We start from the raw sequence: 20,136 nt of genomic DNA on the forward strand, positions 1-20,136 counted from the left end.
TACAGTCAATTATCCACTATTCGTGATCATATGCCAGATAATCATAAATTATTTATAGATCAAACCCCTGAAGCCGCAATTGAATGGGGAGAGAGTATTGGCTCGTCAACATTGAACGTTGTTCAATATATTCTAGATACTTCTCAAACTGAGAAACTAGCATTACAATCTATATTTTCATTGAAAAAGTCTGAAAGACGCTATTCAAAGTATGAAATTGAACGAGCATGTAAGATGGTCTTTTCTATGACCAAGCGACCAACCGTTAAAAGTATTCAAACGATATTAAAGAACAATAAAAAGAATGACGCTGAGCAAGATCTCAAACGCAAAACAGAAATAAATGAAAATAACTATGGTTTCACACGTGGGGCTGCATATTATGGAGGTACGAAAAAATGATGAATGAACAAACGTTAACAAAATTACACGAAATGAAATTAGGCGGTATGGCAGAAGCATATAAAGAGCAAGCTTTGAACAGGGAATTGTAACCGTCAAGTAGTTTTGAACACTTTTTGCTAATTAATTTTGAACACTTTTCTCTTCGAAAATTGTGTTTCGGTGTTTCATTCTATAGCTGTCTTCATTTAGGTGAATAACTTCTACCCGATGGAGAATTCGGTCTAATATAGCTGTTGTTATGCCTTGATCGCCCATCAATTCACCCCATTGCTTTGGGCCCTTGTTGGATGTCAAGATGATTGAGCTTCGTTCGTACAGATGGTTAATCAGGTGAAAAAACAAGTTGGCTTCTCGCTGATCCATTGCCAGATACATCAGGTCATCAATGATAACAAGATCTGATTCCCGGATTCTTTTTAGCTGGGTTTTGGATTTTGACAGGTACTCCTCTGTCTTGAGCAGTCGGACAAGTTCTCCCATGGTTAAAAAGGTCACCTTGAATCCTTTATAGATGGCCTCGAGGCCGAGACCAATCGCAATATGGGTTTTGCCCACCCCTGGTGGACCAAGCAGAATCAGGTTATATTGCTGCTCGAGCCAATTCAGCTCCCTTAACTGATTGATTTGACGACTACTGATGGATTGCTGTTCGTCAATACGAAATTCATCCAGTGTTTTTTGATAAGGGAATTTTGCCCACTTCAGCCTCCTTTCTACATTTTTTTCTTCTCTCCGCTTTAATTCAAAAGTTAAGAGTTCCTCCAGAAATTCATGATACGTCCAAGAAGATTGTTCGGCTTTTCTCAACAGATGAGGCAATCCATTGGCTGTCTCTGCCATCCGAAGATGGCGGAAGTGATCTTGAAGTTCATTAACTGTGCTGTTCATTGTCCAACGCCTCCAAGTATCTTGATATAATCGTCCATTTCTCTGATCGATGCAGTGGCTTGTCGTGTGACAGGATCGTTTTGTGGGTTCTCCGTATGACGAGGTGCTTGTCGTTCCTCTGTTTCTTTTTGGCTGGCGAGATGTTGGGAAACATCTCGAAGATCATTTGCACTCCAAAGTTGGTCTTTTATACAGATACCCAGGGCTTTTTCAATTTCCTGACGGAAATGATGCAAGGTATACTGAACGATTTGAAGCTGATCTCGAACATATCTCGGATACCGGGTACTCAATTCTTGAATGAATAATGCGGCTTGTTCGCCGTCATTGAATTGACGGATAACGGTCTCCTTATAGCCTTGAATCCCTTTTGAACGATCGCGAGCATGCTGCCTGTTTTTGATGAGTTTTCCTTTCTCCATACTTAGGGTGTGCCGGGCCAGAACTTCACCCTGTGATTGTTTTTTGATGATCAATTCATTTTCTTTGGTTTCGATAAAAACTCTATTATCACCATTACGCCGGTACGTTCCCAGGGGAACAGAATAACGATTGGATTTATATTTGATGACATTGTCTGGACAGACGGTTCTTGTTATACTGGAACTATAATCGTTCGCAATGGCGAGCAGGGTGGAGACTGGTTTCAAGTGCTGCTTTTCGAGGGCGTGCACTTCAACGGGTCTCTTTTTTGTTGTGTTATGGACATTATAGTTTCCAGTCCGATCTAACCAGGCGATGCACTTTTCATTCCAAGCATCGATGTTCGTAAAGTCCCTGTTCCTGGCAAAATTGTTTTTCACAAACTTTACAACGTTTTCTATTTTCCCCTTACTTTGTGGATCCGCTTTTCTACATAAATGTAAACGGAATTTCCGTTGCTCTTTATAGACCTGGAATTCACTGGTTAGAATAATGTCACCCGCATTTTCACTGACAGTAATCAGGTGATCCTGGTCATAAACTAATTCCTCTGGCATACCACCGAAATAAGCAAATGCTTTTTCATGACAGCGAATCGTGTCTGTTGTGGTAAATGGCCTCCCTAACCATTCGACATATTTATATCGGGAATGGGAGAGAACGAATGTGATGAAGTAAAGTTTCACCTCTTTTTTATCCGTGTTTTTAAGCCTTATTTCTCCCCAGTCCACCTGAATCTGCTGGCCCATGGGCAGTTCATCAATTGCTTCATGGTCACGCACATATACTTCTTTTGGAATGTGATGAATTTCTCTCAAGTCTTTAATGAATAATCTGACTGTGCTCCCCCCAATGGTGATACCGGGATATTTTTCTTTCAGCCAATCCTCAATTTGTGCGGAAGATAGATCAGGGTGTTCTTTTAACCACCTTATAATTTGATCCCGATAGGGATCGAGCTTCTTCCTCCTTTGCCTGAGGGAATTTGCCCAATCACTTGCTTCCTCGAAGGACATAGTCAAATATTTATAGACCGTATTCCTTGAAATGCCTAATTTCCTGGCGATTTTCGCCACTTTGAATCCTTGTTCACTCAATTGATGAACCTGTAAATACAAGAGTAATTTTTCCACCTTTCAGATCCTCCAGACAAACTATGTTTAAAAGACAATCATAACTTATCTGGATTGATATTGGGTGAAAAGTGTTCATTTCTATTTAGCAGAATCTGTTGATTTTAGTTTAGCAGTTACAGGAATTTCAAAAGATGAGTTTTGAAGATCGCTTTTCTTTACTTGTGGATGTTGAACAATCTCGTCGTCAAACGAATAAACTTCAACGTCTAATAAAGTCAGCTACTTTCTTAAATTCAAAAGCTTCTATCGAGGATATAGAATATCATGAAGATCGTAAACTGGAGAAAGCTTTGATATTGAAGTTAGCTAGTTGTAGCTATATCCATGATAGTCATAATATTATATTGAAAGGACCGACAGGTTCTGGAAAAACATTCTTAGCTACTGCATTCGGAGTTTCAGCTTGTCGTCAACACTACAAGGTGAAGTATATTCGTTTACCAGAGTTACTAGATGAGTTATCCCTAGCCAAACTAGCAGCAAACGGAAGTTACAGGAAGTGTATTAAGAAATACACGAAAGTTGATTTACTAATACTTGATGAATGGTTACTCACCGATTTAACAACAGATGAGGCAGCAATTCTATTAGAAATTACGGAAGCACGCCATAAAGTAGCTTCGACAGTTTTCTGTTCACAAATCGATCCTAATGGTTGGCATTTAAAATTAGGTAACGAAACAATCGCAGAAGCGATTTTAGATCGTATTATCCACGATTCCTATCAAATTATGATAGATGGAGAAGTTTCTATGCGAGAACGTCATGGCCTAAACGGTGAGATCTGATATGACAATCATGACAAGGAAAGACCTAAAAAAAATAGAGGAATACTATTATTGGGTAGGCTACAAACAATGTTATCCTTTTCCTAAAGAATTACGGCTAAAACTTTTAAGGATATATGGTCAGGAACCTTGTCCATACAGTTGGACCGAACAAGATATTCATGAAGGTTCTAGAAAAATAATCTTCGATTATTTTGAAATGAACTAACCCGTTACAAAAACCCTACAGACAGCTCAATAGATAGGTGTCTGTAGGGTTTACATATTTATCGGTAACCAAGATGGCAACGAGTGGTTAATTTCTTGGCATTCAGTGGTAAATAACATGGCAAGGGTGGCAAGATCTAATGGCAGTAATCACTCTAGGAGGGTTCAAATTTAAGGGGCAGACTAAAATAGATGAATTGCTGACAGCAAAGTTAAAGATGATAACCGATAGTACAGCGACGTACTCCAGTTCAACCTAATTGCTTTTCCTACACACGCAATAGATAATAATGATTGTTGTGATCTTCTACCATCATGTTCTCCAGATTAATAAATATTCCACTAACACACTCCAAACAGAATCTGGAGTAATCCACTTTAAAACAATGAGCAACTTATGATGAATGTATCTCCCTATATGTTAAAGAAGCAAATGCAGCGAACATTGGAATGTATTTACAGTTTTTCGCCGGAGTACGCTACCTGAGTATTGCGGGCAGATTGAGCCAGTAAGTACGGATAAAAGAGCCACTAAAACAGATGTCTGTTCTAGTGGCTACTTTAGTTTATCCGAATCTTTTATTCTCTAATTCCTTATCAATAATCTCAATTGTCCTGCACAAGTTCATTGTGATCTAAATAATCATCATATGCCAAGCCTTAATAGCTTAGCGGGTACTTTATTTAGTCTTTGAGCTTGTAATACTCCACATACCAATCTGCAAATTGCTGGAGTCCTTCTTCAATTGAAGTCTCTGGTTTAAAGCCTATAGCTTTCTGTAATTGATCTGTTGAGGCATAAGTTGCAGGAACATCACCTGGTTTAATTGGTTCAAAGATTTTTTCAAATTGTACGTCTTTGCCAACGGCATTACTTATAGCCTTCTCTAACGTTTCAATAAACACCATCAATTTTACAGGACTGTTGTTCCCGATGTTGTAAACTTTATGTTGACCTTCATCTTTAGGCGGATTACTTAATAGTCGTTCAATTCCTTCAACGATGTCATCAATATAAGTAAAGTCTCGATATAGATCATTCTCAAAATCACCATTATTGAAAATCTTTATAGGCTCACCATTAAAATACTTATCTGCAAAACCAAAATAGGCCATATCCGGTCGACCCATAGGGCCGTAAACCGTAAAGAAGCGGAGTCCCGTAGCCGGGATCTTGTAAAGGTGGCTATACGTATGAGCCATCAATTCATTTGATTTCTTAGTAGAAGCATAAAGTGAAACTGGATTGTCAACAAAGTCCGTTTCTTCAAATGGTACTTTTTTATTAGATCCATAAACAGAGCTTGATGAAGCATAAACAAGGTGATCGACTGGATTATGCCTGCATGCTTCAAGAATATTATAGAAGCCGATGATATTACTTTGAATATACACATCTGGATTCTCTATGGAATACCTTACTCCTGCTTGAGCAGCTAAGTTTACTACGATGTTAGGCTTGTATTCTTTAAAAATCTGCATTACCATGTCCTTGTCTGATATGTCCCCTTTAATAAAAGTAAACTTCTCATATGGATCCAAATTTCCTAAACGAGTATGTTTAAGGTTCACATCATAGTAGTCATTGACATTGTCAACACCAATTACCTGGCAACCATGTTCTAATAGTTTTCTAGATAAGTAGTATCCGATAAAACCAGCTACTCCAGTGATTAGGTATGTTTTACTAGGATCAAGAGTTGTGAAATTCAAGGTTCTTCGACTCCTTTATGTCTTCTCTGGTCACTGACTTTCTTCCAACGGAGTAATATTCTATCTCCGCCTCTTTCATGTCATTGGTATCATATATATTTCTGCCGTCATATACTAAAGGTGTTCTCATCAATTGTTTATATCTCATTGGAGTTATTGCTTTCACTTCTCCCCATTCGGTAAAAATAAAGCAAACATTAGCATCTTCAATTGCATGTTCTATATTAGATACATATGTGATAGTGCCTTTACCGTTATTACCTTCTGGATATAATTTCGCAAAGTTCTCAGCACCAACAGGATCATATGCATAAATATCTGCACCCTGTTCCAATAATAAAGGCACATTTTCAAGGGATGGTGCTTCCCTTAAATCGTCAGTTCCAGGTTTGAAAGTTAATCCCAGCACAGCTACCTTAAGCCCACTAAAAGTTATAAGTCTCTTACTAGCCTGTTTATATAGTTTTGTCTTCTGATCTTCATTAATATCAATAGCTGCCTTCACAGTTTTAAGTTCATAACCATTTTGTGCTGCAATACTTTCCAATGCCTTCGTATCTTTAGGGAAACATGATCCCCCATAACCGATACCAGCGTTTAAGAATTTACTTCCAATACGTTCATCGAAACTCATCCCTTTAGCAACATCCTGTATGTCAGCTCCAACTAACTCACAAAGATTGGCAATATCATTCATATAGGAAATTTTTAAAGCGAGGAAATCATTTGATGCATATTTAATCATTTCAGCAGATCTTCTATTAACAGATACAATTGGTAAATTAAATGGTTCATACAAAGACATTAATACGTCCTCAGCCCATTTACTTTCCGTTCCAATAATAATTCTTGCCGCTTGCAGCGTATCCTTCACTGCAGAGCCTTGTGCCAAAAATTCTGGATTCGATGCTACCTCTACCTTAACATCATTAATCAGGAAGTCATTAATAAACTGTTCTACTTTATCATTTGTACCAACAGGTACAGTAGACTTTACAACAACTAGACAATCCTTTTCGATAGATTCGGCAATTTGTCTAGCAACCGTAGCAATATATGATAAATTTGCAGATCCATCAGGTTGTTCTGGAGTACCTACCCCGATAAAAATTGCATCTGCATCTTTATATGCCGATTTATAGTCTGTTGTATAATCAATCCTACCTGCAGCATAATTTTTCTGCATTAAATCTTCCAATCCTTTTTCATAGATTGGGGAAATACCTTGCTTCATCGTTTTTACTTTATTTTCATCTATATCAACACAGGTTACTTGGTGGCCAACCTCTGCAAAGCATACTCCGGCAACTAGGCCAACATATCCTGTTCCTGCTACTGCTATTTTATACATATTTATGCCTTCCCTCTTATATTTTATTAGTAGAATCAAAAGTTTTATTCTTTTTCAGAAAGTTCCAAATACCTACCATTCTCTTGAATTCAAGATAATAGTAGACACTGTACCAAAGTCCGTAATTTATTATATTTAACTACTTGAACCATCAATAACTTTTAACACATCTTTTGTGTTACGTCTTGGTGAATCAGTAACATAAAAACTTTCCGGGAAATTTCCTAAGGCTACCATCATTAAAGCAACCTCTGATTTAGGTATTTTAGCATCCTCTTTTAGTTTTTCCTCATCTCTATAATCTAGCGATAAGTTTAAAGCACAAGTTCCTACATTCAAGGAATGTAAAGCATATATTATAGACATTGAAAATAATCCACCATCTATATATGCCTGATTTCTCTCTTTAGGTCCCCTAAAATCTTTAAGATTTGCAGTAATTATTAGAACTTTATCAGCGTCTTTTCCAAATCCAGAATTTCCATTTTGATGTTTTAATATTGCATCTTTTCTATATTTATCAAAGACGTAGACTTTACATGATTGGCGATTACAAACTGACGGTGTCTTTTGTGCTATTTCTACTGATTCTCTTATTTTCGACAGAGGAATTTCCCCTGGGAGAAAGGCTCTTAAGCTGTATCTAGAGTTAGCAAAGTCTTTAAAATTTATTCTAGCACTCTCAATATCTTTCAAATTAATATTTGTAACTCCTCCTACCGTTGTATTATTAGTTGAGATTTTTTTTAATTCCTCTAATTCAATATATAAATCCTTTAAATCTAAATTATGATCCTTATTAAACTTGTAATATGCAAAAAGAGTATTTAAAGATACCTGCGCTGTCTTATCCCAACCAAACCTATTGTAATAAACCTTCACTAATTCTAATAGATGATAAACTTTTTTTTCACCAAAACCAACTCTAGGATTGGGTAGAGAGAGACCCTTTTCTATCTTATGGTAGAAAAAAATTAAATTCGACTCCAAATGCCTTTGAGTCTTATTTTTAGTTAATTCAAATGAATACTTCGAGTATCTTCTCATTTCGTTAAAATAATTTTTATTTAACTTAATCAAATTCAACAGCCGTTTTAATCTTTCAAATACAAAATGAGGTATTATCTTTTTTATAATTTTTTTCATTCTTTTTACTCCCTATTATAATGTAATAGATAAAACTAGTTGTAATTTTTCTCATATATTTATTTTTTGTTTTTTTATAATCGATTTAAAGAGATTTTTTTCATAATCGTTTAGGACAAAAATCCATGATACTGCTAGGAAAACTAATGTAAAAATCACAATTCTAATTAAAAGTATTATAATATGACTTGAATCAAAAAAGAATCTATCGATTCCAAAAACTATAGTTGTTAATATAATTACTGCTATAGTTATTTGTAAAATATTCTTCCAGTATAGAATCATATTGATTTTAATTTTAGTATGATAATATATGTTCATAAGAATTATATGACCAATAATTAATGATAGAGTTGTAGCTATAGCTATTCCTATTCCCCCATAATTAATAGCTAAAGGTATGCTTATTATAATATTAATAATAGCGATTATTAAATAAGTAATAGCACGGAATCCTTGTATATTCTTCGCCTGTAAAACGGCTATCCCAAAATTTTGAGATAAAGGAATAGTCAATGGAAACATAATTATTAGGACGATAAAATATGCCGTCTTATAACTTTCACCAGCCCAAGTGATTATAAATTGATATCCAAATACAGAGAACCCTGATAAAATAAAAATTAAAATTAAGTACTGAATCCTACCGTACTTGACCATTAATTTTGATAATTCTAGATCACTTGCATTATTAGCTACAAGTTTTGATGTCTTAGGTAAAAACAAATTACTAATAGAAGTCGAAAACATTTTATACATCATGATGAATTGCATAGCAATAGCATAAACTGCTACTATATCAGTTCCTGATGTAATACCCAAAATAAATTGATCAGTATTCCAGTAAATTAAATCAACAATTACATTTAAAAAAATAAAAAAAGAAAAACCGAAGATTTCTTTGATAAATTCACGTTCAAATTTCCCAAAACTAAAATGAATATCTAATTTAGTTAATGCAACCCAACCACTATATATCAATACAGAAATATTAACCACCGTAGTAATTACTAACATTGTTACTGCTCCGTGTTCCAAAAGCAAAAAGGGGATTGTAACTATTGGTATCAATAAGGCACGGAAAATTGCGACCATTTTCACAAATACAAATCTTTCATATGCCTGTAAAATAGAACTAAAAATTGATAACGGAAAAGAAAGAGCAAAATTAAATATTAAAATAATTATCATTAATTTCGCTTTTTCTAATTCGGTTGTTGTAAGGCTGTTGCCAAAAATCACTTCAATATTAAGCCAAACAATTATTCCCACAATTGCAGCTAATAATCCAATATAAGCATATATTTTTAAAAAAAAACCATTTAATTCTGATTCTATTTTTTTGGTTCCAATTGCTTTGTTTCTAGCAATGTAACGAATAATAGTATTTCCTAAACCTAAATCCATTATACTAAAATAAGCTGCCATTGATCCAATCAGTGCATAAAGGCCATATTCGTTTTGACCGATTAAACGTATCAATATTGGTGTATATACTAATGCTATAATGCCAGTAACAAATAGCGATAGGTAAGAAAGTATTGCTCCAGCTTTCATTTGACTCATGTTAATACCACTTTCTATTTATCAATATTATTTTAATGATTCCTTTAAGTATGTGTATGATTTATCACGCTCAGATGATAGAATTTCATCAACATGTGAGTAGTCAATATTATATATTTGGTTAATGGAAGTTATATTTTTTGCGACTCTCGAACTGAATTTGAATTTAGATAATAATGTTTCTATTCGTGAATTCATGGATGGCAATTTCCCTTGGCGTTCAAAAACAATAAAAGGTGTTTCTAGCAATATCGAAAATACTACACCATGAAAAGAATCTGTACAGAAAACATCCGCAGAGTCTATAAAATCTATAAATTCTCCTGGATCAGCAGAATAATACTTAGTGTCTTTCAAACTAGCTAAATTTACAATCTTCAATTTCCTTTCATTAGCAATTTCTTCAATTCTAGTTAAAGTATCCTGAGGAACATTTCCAAGGAAATATGTTAGTAAATAAGGTATCTTTGGTTTTTCATTCGATGCTTTAGAGATTTCTCTCCAATTTTCTCGAGTTAGAAGCATTGTTGGATCAAGTACTACTTGCGCATTTCTACTTGTAATATCCTTAATTATTTTTGCACCTTGTTCTTCTCTTACTGACAAATAATTCATTTCAGACAAATATTTTTTATAGCTTGCTTTATAAATATCTGGAATGCTAGAGATACCGAAGCTTGCTGCATATGAAATCCTTTTTTCTTTTATAGCAAAGGTTAGAAAATATAGAGAGGATCCATTTATATAGAATGGATTCCAAACTTGGTCACTTCCAGTAACAAATGCCTTGAATTTTGATATATCCTCTGCATGTATGTTTTCCTTTGAAATTTTATACTTCGTTTCATAAATATATTTCGCAGAAAACTCTTTAAATTTATTCTCCCTTTCCTCATGATGTTTTTATTTTTAATATTAATTAATTTCCTCGTAACCTTTTTAATTAAATTAATATCAAAAAAGCTTAATGATTTTTTGTCATTCGAAGAAATCGCTTTTGGGTCAACTACAATCGTTTCTACATTAAAGCCAATTGCCTTAATAGCTTCTTGAAGAGCGTAATTTTGGAGCCTATTACCATAATTTTTATAACCATTTAGTGTGATAATACCAACTTTATTCATAATTTCTCCTTAAAAATTTATTTCAAGTACAAATGCTAATTTAACTATATAAATAAAATTATTTTAATATCAAGCATAAGATTAATATGAAATAACTCTGCTAATTATTTTATTATTTTTTTTCAATTTCCATTTAGCACTTTCCATATATTTATAATTCACTCTTAAAAGAATCAAAAAGAAAAAGATATAATTTCTAAGCTTCAATGGTTTATTATATATACTTTTTATTATATATAGTAGAGCTTTTAAATAATTTCTTTTTTTCCAGTATCCTCTTGCAATTGCTGAATATACTCTTGAATATACGTTTTTCTTATAATTTGATAAAAAAGGAAACTTTTTTACGCTTTTTAAAATAAAGGGCTCATTCATTTTAAAAATTTTTTCTACATTAAGTGAGTTACTCATACTTTTTGTACTCACCCTTCTATTTACTAACAGCTCTTTAAAATGAAATATTTCATACTTGTGTGTCATCATCATTAAGAAAAAATGATCTTCTCTCAGAGGTAATTCTTCATCAAAACCACCAACGTTAAGGAGTGAATCTCTTTTCACTACAATTGTTGGAGTATTCATTGTTATTTCCCCCAAAAAGAATTTCATAATAATTTCTTTTTTTCCTATAGGGACTCGGTTAAAATGAGAATATAAATGTTCTCCTTTCTCATTTATGAGATTTACATTTGAAAATACCAATTGAACATTTTTATTTTTTTCTAGATAACCAACTTGTAAAGATAACTTGTTATCTTCCCAAACATCATCCGAATCTAAAAAAGCGATATATTTCCCTCTAGCTTTTTTCGCACCTAGATTTCTTGCAGCTGAAGGTCCCTTGTTTTTTTGATAATAATATAGTATTTCATCACTATAATTTAATACTATCTCTTTTGTATTATCCGTCGATCCGTCATCTATAACTATTACTTCAATGTTGGGGTAAGTTTGGTCAAAAACGCTTGATAATGTCTCTCCCATCCATTCTCCACTGTTAAAACATGGTATTATAACTGATACTAAAGGGAATTCCTTCAAAATGTCTCCTCCTAAAAGAATAGGTTTATATCACATTCCACTAAATTAATCTTAACAATTAATCGACCGATTAAGTAGTTGTATTTTTTCTTATATCTTTTCTTTTGGTATTATCTAACAACAAGTAAATTGTCAATGGTATTATAATAACCGTTACATAACGCGGTACTGAAATAGTCCCCATAAGAAGAAGTAGAATCACAACACCAAATATTGTTGGGACATCTCTTTTTTCTTTGAATTTTTTAAATACTAGAATACAACCGATTAAATTAAATAAAGTTAGAGGGGTACTGATTGGACTAAATGGTAAGTAAAACGGTATTAAACTACGCAAAATATTTCCTGCAATAGTTTCAAAATAGGTATAAGAAGTAATAAATTGCAAGAATCCCAGTTGAGCTGTTTGAATTGCTGCACTATCATATATCTTATCACTTTCACCATATCTCCTTGATAGAAAGCTCAACTTTAGTGCTTCTGAGTTTGGCATATTTAAATATAAGATTATAGCTATTATTGTTATACTTAATAATAGATACAATAACATTTTAGATTTTTTCCAAAGAAACACAACTATTTCAGCAAATATAATAGCTATAGCAACCTCAAACCTAACAAATAAGGCTAAAATCAGAGCTATTATTTTTAAAGGCTTATTTCTACGATGATAAGAAATAAGATACATTGAAATACTAAGAACTGTCATACCTTCTTTTAGTATAAAGAAGGACCAATAACTACCTAGCGCTGCAATCATACTAACATAGATAAATTTTATTGTATTTATGCTAGAATTATTATTTAACCGTACATGAATTAATTCCGTTGTTAACCATAATAACCCAAAGGTGTAGCTAAATACATTAATAAATCTTACAGCTAAGGTAGACCCTAAACTAACAATTAACTTAACGATATCTCCATAGAAACCTGTTGATTCACCAAAAAGATAAGTCAATTCATCTGGAAATATAAAAGTATTATTATTTCCACCATAGCTAATAACAAAGAAATACCAGAATATTACTCCTACAAAATAAACAGCTATAGTTAATAAAAAAATGATACTGTAACTTGTTAATTTCCTATAAAGTAAAGTAACTATAATAAATGCTAAAGGAAAAGCCATAGGAATAATAAAAATCTCTAACAATAACTCCATCTCCAATAGTTTATAAAATCATAAATAATGTTATTTAAATTAACATTCTATGTTTTTCTTAAATTCTTTAAAGAACTTCGTTCTTCGTGCCTCAATAATTTTCTTATCATACTTTTTTGCTTCTTCAAAATTTCTAACGGCTTGTATTGTTAAAGCTTTTGTGTTCATTTCTCTTAAAATAGAACATATTTCTCTAATGTTATTTCTAGTATTACTAAAAATATAATCTTCTTCTAAGAGTTCTGGAATACCCGCAGTATTTGCCCCGAAAGATGGTAGAGCCATACTCATAGCCTCAATCAACGCACGTGGTAAACCTTCTTGTCTGCTAGGCTGAGCATATATATCAATGGTCTTTAACCATTCAAATATTTCATTATGAGGCAGGACTCCTAAAAATTTCACTTCATTAATAACATTATATTTATTAGCAATAGATTCTAAATATGTTCGCTCTCCGTTACCCACAAGTTGATATTCAAAGTTTGTAATACCTTGTTTTTTTAATTCTCCCAATGCTTTAATAATAAACTGTTGTCCTTTATATTTAACATTGAGTGCTGCAGTAGTCCCAATAATAATTTTCTTGTTATTGTTGTGACATATTTTTTCTAATCTATTATTAAGTATCGAACCATCATAATCTTTTAATGCCACATTAGAGCAATTTACAACATTCCCACTTGTTGGATATCTTTGTTGTAAAAATTTATTTGTCACATACAAAACATGATTTGCATTCTTCACTAGTCTTTTTGTAGAAAAGAAAGAGAATGGCGCAACCAATTTCCCTTTTATGCTATGATTCCATAAAGCATCCCACGGACAAGCAACGAGTTCTATTATATATGGTTTTTTAATTCTCTTAGCGCATGACATTGCAATTCCACCAATAGAACTGGGTAACCTAGCTATTAATGCGTCGCAATTTTTTATTTGATAATTAATTATATTTTTGGCTTTTAATATTTTATAACTATTAACTATCGATTTAAAATCAGGTACTTCTACAAATTTCACTTTATCAGTTGATGCAAGCGTTAAATTATCATCGAATGTATCTATTTTTCTTTTTCTACTGATGACTACTACTTCATCAAATACTCTAGTATATCTTTCTAACATTTCTTTCGAAAGTCCACCTGTACTATAAACTTGATTTTCATATTCGTAAAAAATATGATCATGAGCAAAAACCAATTTCATAAACTAATTCCTTTCTTTGATTACTTTTGCGGGGACACCACCTACAATAACGTTATTAGGAATTTCATTTTTCACAACTGCTCCAGCTGCTATAATGCTCCCTGAACGAATTATGGTACCTCCTAATATTCTACTACCCGCACCTATCCAAACGTTATCCTCAATTAAAGTTCTTTTATACTCAACACCTTGATCTTTTATATTTTTTTTATATTTGAATATATGTGTTCTTCGGACATTAATGTGCTATTATGTGCTATTGAAACATCGTTTCCGATTTCTATTCCTCCTGAGGATTCAATATAGCAGAATGGGTGTATACTTACGTTATCACCAATTTTTAACTTTTGAATGTTAAAAAAATACACGTTTGAGAAAACAACTACATTGTTACCGCAACTTTCTGCACAGTTTTTTAGACATAGATATCTTAAAAATATAGCTAAGTAATTATCGTGACTCCTTATTAACTTTAATAACTTTAAATAAAATTTATTTGGGAAAAATCTTGATATTTTAATGATAAAATTAATAAAAAAGGAATATTTTTCAATCAATTCTCTTTTTCTTCGCATAAAAAATCTCCTTTGTTATATATCTCTAAACCAAATTAAATATTATTTATTTCATTCATATATTTATCAACCACTACTTTCCGATCAAATTCCCTTTTTACCTTATCTCTTCCAGATAAACCCATCTGTTTTTTTTCTTCAAAACTCAGGTTTATAAATTTCTCTATTTTTTCAATAAGATCTTGACTATTTTTTTCTTTATTAAATATCCATTTATACCATCATCAACTATTTCCCTACATCCACTACGATTTGTAGTTATAATTGGACGAGCGCTTGCTGCGCTTTCTAATAAAACATTAGACATGCCCTCCGGATAATATGTGGGGTGAACTGAACAATGAGTATTTTTTAAGAAATTCCTAATATCTCTTTGCATACCATGATAAATTATTATTTCTTCTCTTTCTAATCTTCTTAATTCATCTTCATAATCCCCTTCACAAAAACCCAATATATGGAATTTTGTATTTGGATACTTTTCCCTTATATATTTTGCTGCCTCTATATATTGATCTATTCCTTTTTCTTTCATAATTCTTGAAATAAAAATAAATTCTAGGGTATCAACATATGGATATTCTAATGGTGAAAAGTGCTCTAAATTAACACCCGATCCCGGAATTAATTTGTGCTTACCAATAGCTATCTTTTTATCAATAAAGAATTGTTGATTTTCTTGGTTTTGAAAGAAAACAGTATGTGCTTTTCTAAACGCAAATTTGTAAAGCGTGACTGTTATTCTTTGCATTAACCCTTTATTTTCAACTGCAGTACCTAACCCAGTAATGTTTGCTATAATTGGTTTATTTAAATTACTAGCGGCAATTGCTCCATAAATATTGGGCTTTATTGTATAGGAAAGAACTACATTAGGATTTACATGCTTAATAATTTGCTTATAAGTTTGAATTAGTTTTAATTCTTGTAACACATTCAATCCATGCCGTTCAATTTTTGTTTCAATAAATTCACAACCGATTTTCACAAGTTCGTCTATTCTTTCACCAAAGGGAGAAGATATGTAAACTTTGTAGCCATCTTCAATTAAACGTACCACTAATTCTTTTCTAAAGTTATATATTACAACGTCATGATTAACTAATATTAATACTTTTTTCATAACTTTTTTCTCTCCAGCTCTGTATCTACAATTGTTTCTTTTAAATCTTTTATTCGATAATCCACTTTATATTCACTTATTTTTTTGTCATAAATCAAATTTCCAAACACCTTGTCAATTATACCTACTTTCCCACTAAGAAAGTTCAATATAGGGTTAAATACTTTAACCAACCTTATTTTTTTCCATGCACCTCGGCAATGTACTTCACCATTTCACTTGTTTTTACAAATTCTCTATTTTGCGGGAAAAATAACCCACGTTCTTTATTATCTACCATTAAGCGAATAAACTCAGATAAATTATCAATGTGTAGCATACTCCGTTCATTTTGTACATAAGGGAAAACAGGGAGTTTTTGCGCTGCTTTTGCTAATTTAGGATAATTACCTTTTGAGTCCCTTCCATAAATCATTGGAGGTCGAATTAAAACAATTTTAAAATTATCACTCTCTAAGTTTTTAATTCCTTCTTCCGCTTGAAGCTTACTGTTTCCATAAAAATTACTAGGTTTTGGCACAGTATTTCTATCAATAACTTTCCTATCACTGGTGGAGTCCCCATAGACAATAATACTACTCATAAAGATAAATTGTTTAGCACCTTCAATTTTTGCCTTTTTGGCTACCTCTACAGTTAAATCTCTATTAACTTTATAATACAATTCTTCCTTATTCGGATCAGAAGAAACATGAGCAATCCCCGCCACATGCAAAATAACATCATAAGAAGAAAAATTTTTTTCTTTCCAAGAGTTATCTCTAAGACTTAGTTTATCAATCGAATATTCCCCTGGATAATTATCCAACCACTTCTCAAAGGAGTTTCCAACATAACTATTTTTACCAGTGATAAGTATTCTTTTCATTTAGAAGATATCTCCTTATTATTACTACTCGCATTTTCGTTATTTGTTTTAGCTCTAGTTTTACCTTCAACAATGCCATCACTTTTTAGAACACTGATTACCGTACCAAAAAAACAAATAATATCCAGTCTAAAGCTTAGGTTTTTTACATATTCTCCATCCATTTTGGATTTAACATCAATTGGAAGTTCATCCCTTCCATTAATCTGTGCCCATCCTGTTAAACCAGGTTTCACATCATTAGCCCCGTATTTATCTCTTTCTTTGATGAGATCATATTGATTCCACAATGCAGGACGTGGTCCAATAAGGCTCATCTGTCCAACAAATATATTCCATATTTGTGGTAGTTCATCTAGTGAGGTTTTTCTTAAAAAATTCCCCACCCTAGTGATATATTGTTCGGGATTACTAAGAAGATGTGTTGGAGTATTTTTTGGTGTATCTACCCTCATAGTACGGAATTTAAGAATGTTAAAATGACTCTTATTGATTCCAATTCGCTTCTGTTTGAATAAAACAGGACCTTTTGAATCTAGTTTAATTGCTAATACTAGAATAAAAAAACTGGCGATATAACGATCATCCCTAAAAAAGAAAGAATTAAATCTAATACTCTTTTGAGTTTTAAATAAACCATTTGTTCTGAAACCTCCACCAAGCTATACTGTACTCACTTTTCCTTCTTTGATTATTTGTACTAAGTATTTATACAATTCATCTTTAATCTCTTCATTCTCCAAAGCCAAATCAACCGTAGTCTTCACAAACCCCAACTTCTCTCCAACATCATAACGCTTGCCTTCAAAGTCATAAGCATATACTTTTTGAATTTCATTCAACATCTGAATCGCATCCGTCAGTTGAATTTCACCACCTGCACCGATCTGCTGCTTATCAAGAAATTGGAAGATTTCCGGAGTAAATACATAACGTCCCATAATAGCCAGATTAGAAGGAGCAGTACCTTGCATTGGTTTCTCAACAAAATTATTCACTTGATAACGTCTGCCTTCAATCGTACTCGGATCTACAATTCCATAACGATTTGTTTCATTGTCTGGTACTTGTTGAACACCAACAACTGAACTTTGTGTTTCCTCGTATTGCTGAATTAATTGTTTTAGCCCAGGTGTTTCAGCTCTTACAATATCATCGCCTAACAAGACCGCGAACGGTTCATTACCAATAAATTTGCGTGCACACCATACAGCATGGCCAAGACCCTTTGGTTCTTTTTGGCGAATATAATGAATATCAACCTTCGATGCTTGATTTACTTTATCCAGAAGATCAAACTTCTCTTTCTTCAATAAATTATCTTCTAATTCAAAGTTATGATCAAAGTGATCTTCAATCGCGCGTTTCCCCTTACCAGTGACAATAATAATGTCTTCTATACCAGACTCTATTGCTTCCTCAACAATATATTCAATTGTTGGCCGATCAACTATCGGCAGCATTTCCTTGGGCATTGCTTTTGTTGCAGGCAGGAATCTAGTTCCCAGACCAGCCGCTGGGATGATTGCTTTTTTTATTGTTTTCAAAATAAATACCTCCGTTATAAAAATTCAGATTACACTTTCGTCATCAATCTCCGTTCAGTAAATACAATGCTCATCAGTTCGTCTTTTAGTTGTACAGCATTATAATTGTCGAATCTATTAATAAGATTCAGTAGGAGCTGCGAATCAACCTCAACCGTCCGTCCAACATAAATCTTCTCATAGACCGCGTCCGGATGAACTTCATCCTCACCAAGCAATTCCTCATACATCTTCTCCCCAGGTCGAATTCCGGCAAATTCAATCGGAATTTCATCTTCTGTATACCCTGATAGCTTAATAAGGTTTCGAGCCAAATCAACAATTTTCACAGGCTCACCCATATCCAGGACAAAGATTTCTCCACCATTTGCAAGTGTCCCAGCTTGAATCACAAGTCTGGATGCTTCCGGTATCGTCATGAAGTAACGTGTCATTTCAGGATGCGTTACAGTTACTGGGCCTCCGTTTTCGATTTGTTTTTTAAATAAAGGAATAACACTGCCACGGCTTCCCAGTACATTTCCAAATCGTACAGCAACAAATTTCGTCTTGCTTCGCTGCGCTAGGTCCTGTACGATCATTTCTGCTACACGTTTCGTTGCACCCATGACGTTCGTTGGGTTTACCGCTTTATCCGTCGAAACCATCACAAATTTATTCACTCCAAATGCATCGGCTGCTTCAGCGACATTCTTCGTACCGATAATGTTGTTTTTCACAGCTTCGTGGGGATTATATTCCATTAATGGGACATGCTTGTGTGCTGCTGCATGGTAAATGATTTCAGGCTGGTGATGTTCTACAATGTCGAAAATCCGCTCACGATCCTGTACATCTCCAATAATAGGGACAATTTCTATTTCCCTATCTCCATAAATTCTTTTTAGTTCCATGTCAATCGAGTAAATACTAAATTCTCCATGACCAACCAGCAATAGCTTCTTTGGAATAAAGCGCATCAGCTGTCGACAAATTTCTGAACCGATTGAGCCTCCAGCACCGGTTACCATAACCGTATTGCCTGTAACATATTCTGAAATCGCATCAATATCCAGTTTCACAGGCTCACGCCCCAGCAAATCCTCTACTTCAACATTTTTCAGATGACTGACAGATACTTTTCCTGTCATAAGATCCTCGATTTTTGGAATCATCTGTACTTTAGCATTGGTTTTATTACATTGTTCAACAATTTTCTCAAGTTCGCCATTACGAAGCGACGGAATGGCAATGACAATGTGTTCTATCTCCAGTTTTGCAGCTATTTCTTCAATATCTGATGTCGTTCCTGCTACAGGTAAGTTATATACTTGCATTCTTTGCTTATTAATGTCGTCGTCAACAAATGCAACAGGGATTAAATCGGTGTTGCTATGTTCATTTCTCAGTTGCCGTGCAATCATTGCACCAGCGGCTCCTGCACCGACAATTAAAGTGCGTTTTTGATTAGTATCTTTTATAATGTAACGATTACGGACAATTCGCCATACAAAACGCGAACCACCTATTAAGATGATATGAAGCATCCAGGTAATGAGCAATGCTCTTCTATATATTGTGCCATTCACTATCAACTGAATTCCAGCCACCGAAACAATAGAAAAAGTTATAGCCTTCACGATAGTAACTAGTTCGCCTATACTGGCATAGGCCCATACCTTATTGTATAATTTATTGATAAAAGCAAAAACATGATGAAAAATTAGTAAAGCCACCGCACTTATATATAATTCCTTTGTAAGTAATAAATTGGGATAAGAAGGATATACTACCCAGAAGGCAATAAAAATTGCTGTACTAACGATTAGCGAATCCAGAATAACTAACAATGCAAGTCTTTTGCGATATGACATTATCTATCCTC

At 33.4% G+C, this 20,136-nt stretch carries 18 protein-coding genes and 4 pseudogenes; 3 read left to right on the plus strand and 19 right to left on the minus strand.

Going from position 1 to position 20,136, the window contains the following annotated elements; genetic code table 11:
• Both OMHG_RS02895 and OMHG_RS19515 read left to right on the plus strand, forming a co-directional pair.
• Positions 1-402, plus strand: a pseudogene (locus OMHG_RS02895) (IS21 family transposase); the annotation flags it as partial.
• Positions 402-488: pseudogene (locus OMHG_RS19515) on the plus strand (AAA family ATPase); the annotation flags it as partial. The pseudogenes OMHG_RS02895 and OMHG_RS19515, both read left to right, overlap by 1 nt.
• Positions 489-525: 37 nt before the next feature.
• Here OMHG_RS19515 and istB read toward each other — a convergent pair.
• Together istB and istA are read right to left on the minus strand one after the other, a co-directional pair.
• Positions 526-1,293, minus strand: coding sequence for an IS21-like element helper ATPase IstB (istB, locus tag OMHG_RS02905; protein WP_010648165.1), 768 nt, complete (start codon positions 1,291-1,293; stop codon positions 526-528).
• Entirely contained in the window at positions 1,290-2,849 is a 1,560-nt protein-coding gene (gene istA, locus OMHG_RS02910; protein WP_010648168.1) for an IS21 family transposase, read from the minus strand. The genes istB and istA overlap by 4 nt, the downstream gene beginning before the upstream one ends.
• A 119-nt stretch (positions 2,850-2,968) precedes the next feature.
• Here istA and OMHG_RS02915 point away from each other — a divergent pair.
• Positions 2,969-3,640: pseudogene (locus tag OMHG_RS02915) on the plus strand (ATP-binding protein); the annotation flags it as partial.
• An 891-nt stretch (positions 3,641-4,531) separates the two neighbouring features.
• On the opposite strand, the gene OMHG_RS02925 reads toward OMHG_RS02915, so the two are convergent.
• From OMHG_RS02925 to OMHG_RS02990, 17 genes and pseudogenes are all read right to left on the minus strand, one after another.
• Positions 4,532-5,560, minus strand: a complete 1,029-nt coding sequence (locus tag OMHG_RS02925; RefSeq protein ID WP_010648174.1) for a GDP-mannose 4,6-dehydratase — start codon at positions 5,558-5,560, stop codon at positions 4,532-4,534.
• Positions 5,541-6,911, minus strand: coding sequence for a UDP-glucose dehydrogenase family protein (locus OMHG_RS02930; protein WP_010648175.1), 1,371 nt, complete (start codon positions 6,909-6,911; stop codon positions 5,541-5,543). Before OMHG_RS02930 ends, OMHG_RS02925 begins: the two co-directional genes overlap by 20 nt.
• A gap of 135 nt (positions 6,912-7,046) precedes the next feature.
• Positions 7,047-8,057, minus strand: coding sequence for a nitroreductase family protein (locus OMHG_RS17705; RefSeq protein WP_010648176.1), 1,011 nt, complete (start codon positions 8,055-8,057; stop codon positions 7,047-7,049).
• Between the two features lie 51 nt (positions 8,058-8,108).
• Positions 8,109-9,623, minus strand: a complete 1,515-nt coding sequence (locus tag OMHG_RS02940; protein ID WP_010648177.1) for an oligosaccharide flippase family protein — start codon at positions 9,621-9,623, stop codon at positions 8,109-8,111.
• Between the two features lie 27 nt (positions 9,624-9,650).
• Positions 9,651-10,475, minus strand: a complete 825-nt coding sequence (locus tag OMHG_RS02945) for a polysaccharide pyruvyl transferase family protein (RefSeq protein WP_081498484.1) — start codon at positions 10,473-10,475, stop codon at positions 9,651-9,653.
• Positions 10,364-10,747, minus strand: coding sequence for a hypothetical protein (locus OMHG_RS18705; RefSeq protein ID WP_049887916.1), 384 nt, complete (start codon positions 10,745-10,747; stop codon positions 10,364-10,366). Before OMHG_RS18705 ends, OMHG_RS02945 begins: the two co-directional genes overlap by 112 nt.
• Positions 10,748-10,828: 81 nt before the next feature.
• Positions 10,829-11,788: a glycosyltransferase gene (locus OMHG_RS17445; RefSeq protein ID WP_010648178.1), complete on the minus strand. Its 960-nt coding sequence runs from the start codon at positions 11,786-11,788 to the stop codon at positions 10,829-10,831.
• Positions 11,789-11,858: 70 nt separating this feature from the next.
• Positions 11,859-12,944: a hypothetical protein gene (locus OMHG_RS02955; protein ID WP_010648179.1), complete on the minus strand. Its 1,086-nt coding sequence runs from the start codon at positions 12,942-12,944 to the stop codon at positions 11,859-11,861.
• Positions 12,945-12,992: 48 nt separating this feature from the next.
• On the minus strand, positions 12,993-14,159 hold the full coding sequence (locus OMHG_RS02960; protein ID WP_010648180.1) for a glycosyltransferase: 1,167 nt from the start codon (positions 14,157-14,159) through the stop codon (positions 12,993-12,995).
• A gap of 3 nt (positions 14,160-14,162) precedes the next feature.
• Positions 14,163-14,402, minus strand: coding sequence for a DapH/DapD/GlmU-related protein (locus tag OMHG_RS19410; protein ID WP_202594345.1), 240 nt, complete (start codon positions 14,400-14,402; stop codon positions 14,163-14,165).
• Positions 14,357-14,734 carry an acyltransferase gene (locus OMHG_RS02965; RefSeq protein WP_010648181.1) on the minus strand — a complete coding sequence of 126 codons (378 nt, stop codon included), beginning with the start codon at positions 14,732-14,734 and terminating at the stop codon, positions 14,357-14,359. The genes OMHG_RS19410 and OMHG_RS02965 overlap by 46 nt, the downstream gene beginning before the upstream one ends.
• 163 nt (positions 14,735-14,897) lie before the next feature.
• Positions 14,898-15,857 (minus strand): glycosyltransferase family 4 protein, encoded by a 960-nt coding sequence (locus OMHG_RS02970; RefSeq protein WP_010648182.1) that lies wholly within the window; start codon positions 15,855-15,857, stop codon positions 14,898-14,900.
• The gene (locus tag OMHG_RS19315) at positions 15,854-16,030 is read right to left on the minus strand and encodes a hypothetical protein (RefSeq protein ID WP_336884684.1); all 177 of its coding nucleotides are present in this window, start codon (positions 16,028-16,030) and stop codon (positions 15,854-15,856) included. Before OMHG_RS19315 ends, OMHG_RS02970 begins: the two co-directional genes overlap by 4 nt.
• Before the next feature lie 2 nt (positions 16,031-16,032).
• Complete coding sequence (locus tag OMHG_RS02975; protein ID WP_315969461.1) at positions 16,033-16,725, minus strand: NAD-dependent epimerase/dehydratase family protein; 693 nt, start codon at positions 16,723-16,725, stop codon at positions 16,033-16,035.
• Positions 16,722-17,365: pseudogene (locus tag OMHG_RS02980) on the minus strand (sugar transferase). The gene OMHG_RS02975 and the pseudogene OMHG_RS02980 overlap by 4 nt, the downstream one beginning before the upstream one ends.
• A gap of 22 nt (positions 17,366-17,387) precedes the next feature.
• Positions 17,388-18,272: a UTP--glucose-1-phosphate uridylyltransferase GalU gene (galU, locus tag OMHG_RS02985; RefSeq protein ID WP_010648185.1), complete on the minus strand. Its 885-nt coding sequence runs from the start codon at positions 18,270-18,272 to the stop codon at positions 17,388-17,390.
• Between the two features lie 29 nt (positions 18,273-18,301).
• Positions 18,302-20,125, minus strand: a complete 1,824-nt coding sequence (locus tag OMHG_RS02990; RefSeq protein ID WP_010648187.1) for a polysaccharide biosynthesis protein — start codon at positions 20,123-20,125, stop codon at positions 18,302-18,304.
• Positions 20,126-20,136: the final 11 nt, after the last annotated feature.

This window comes from Oceanobacillus massiliensis str. N'diop (assembly GCF_000285495.1).
GTDB classification, from domain to species: Bacteria; Bacillota; Bacilli; order Bacillales; family Amphibacillaceae; genus Oceanobacillus; species Oceanobacillus massiliensis.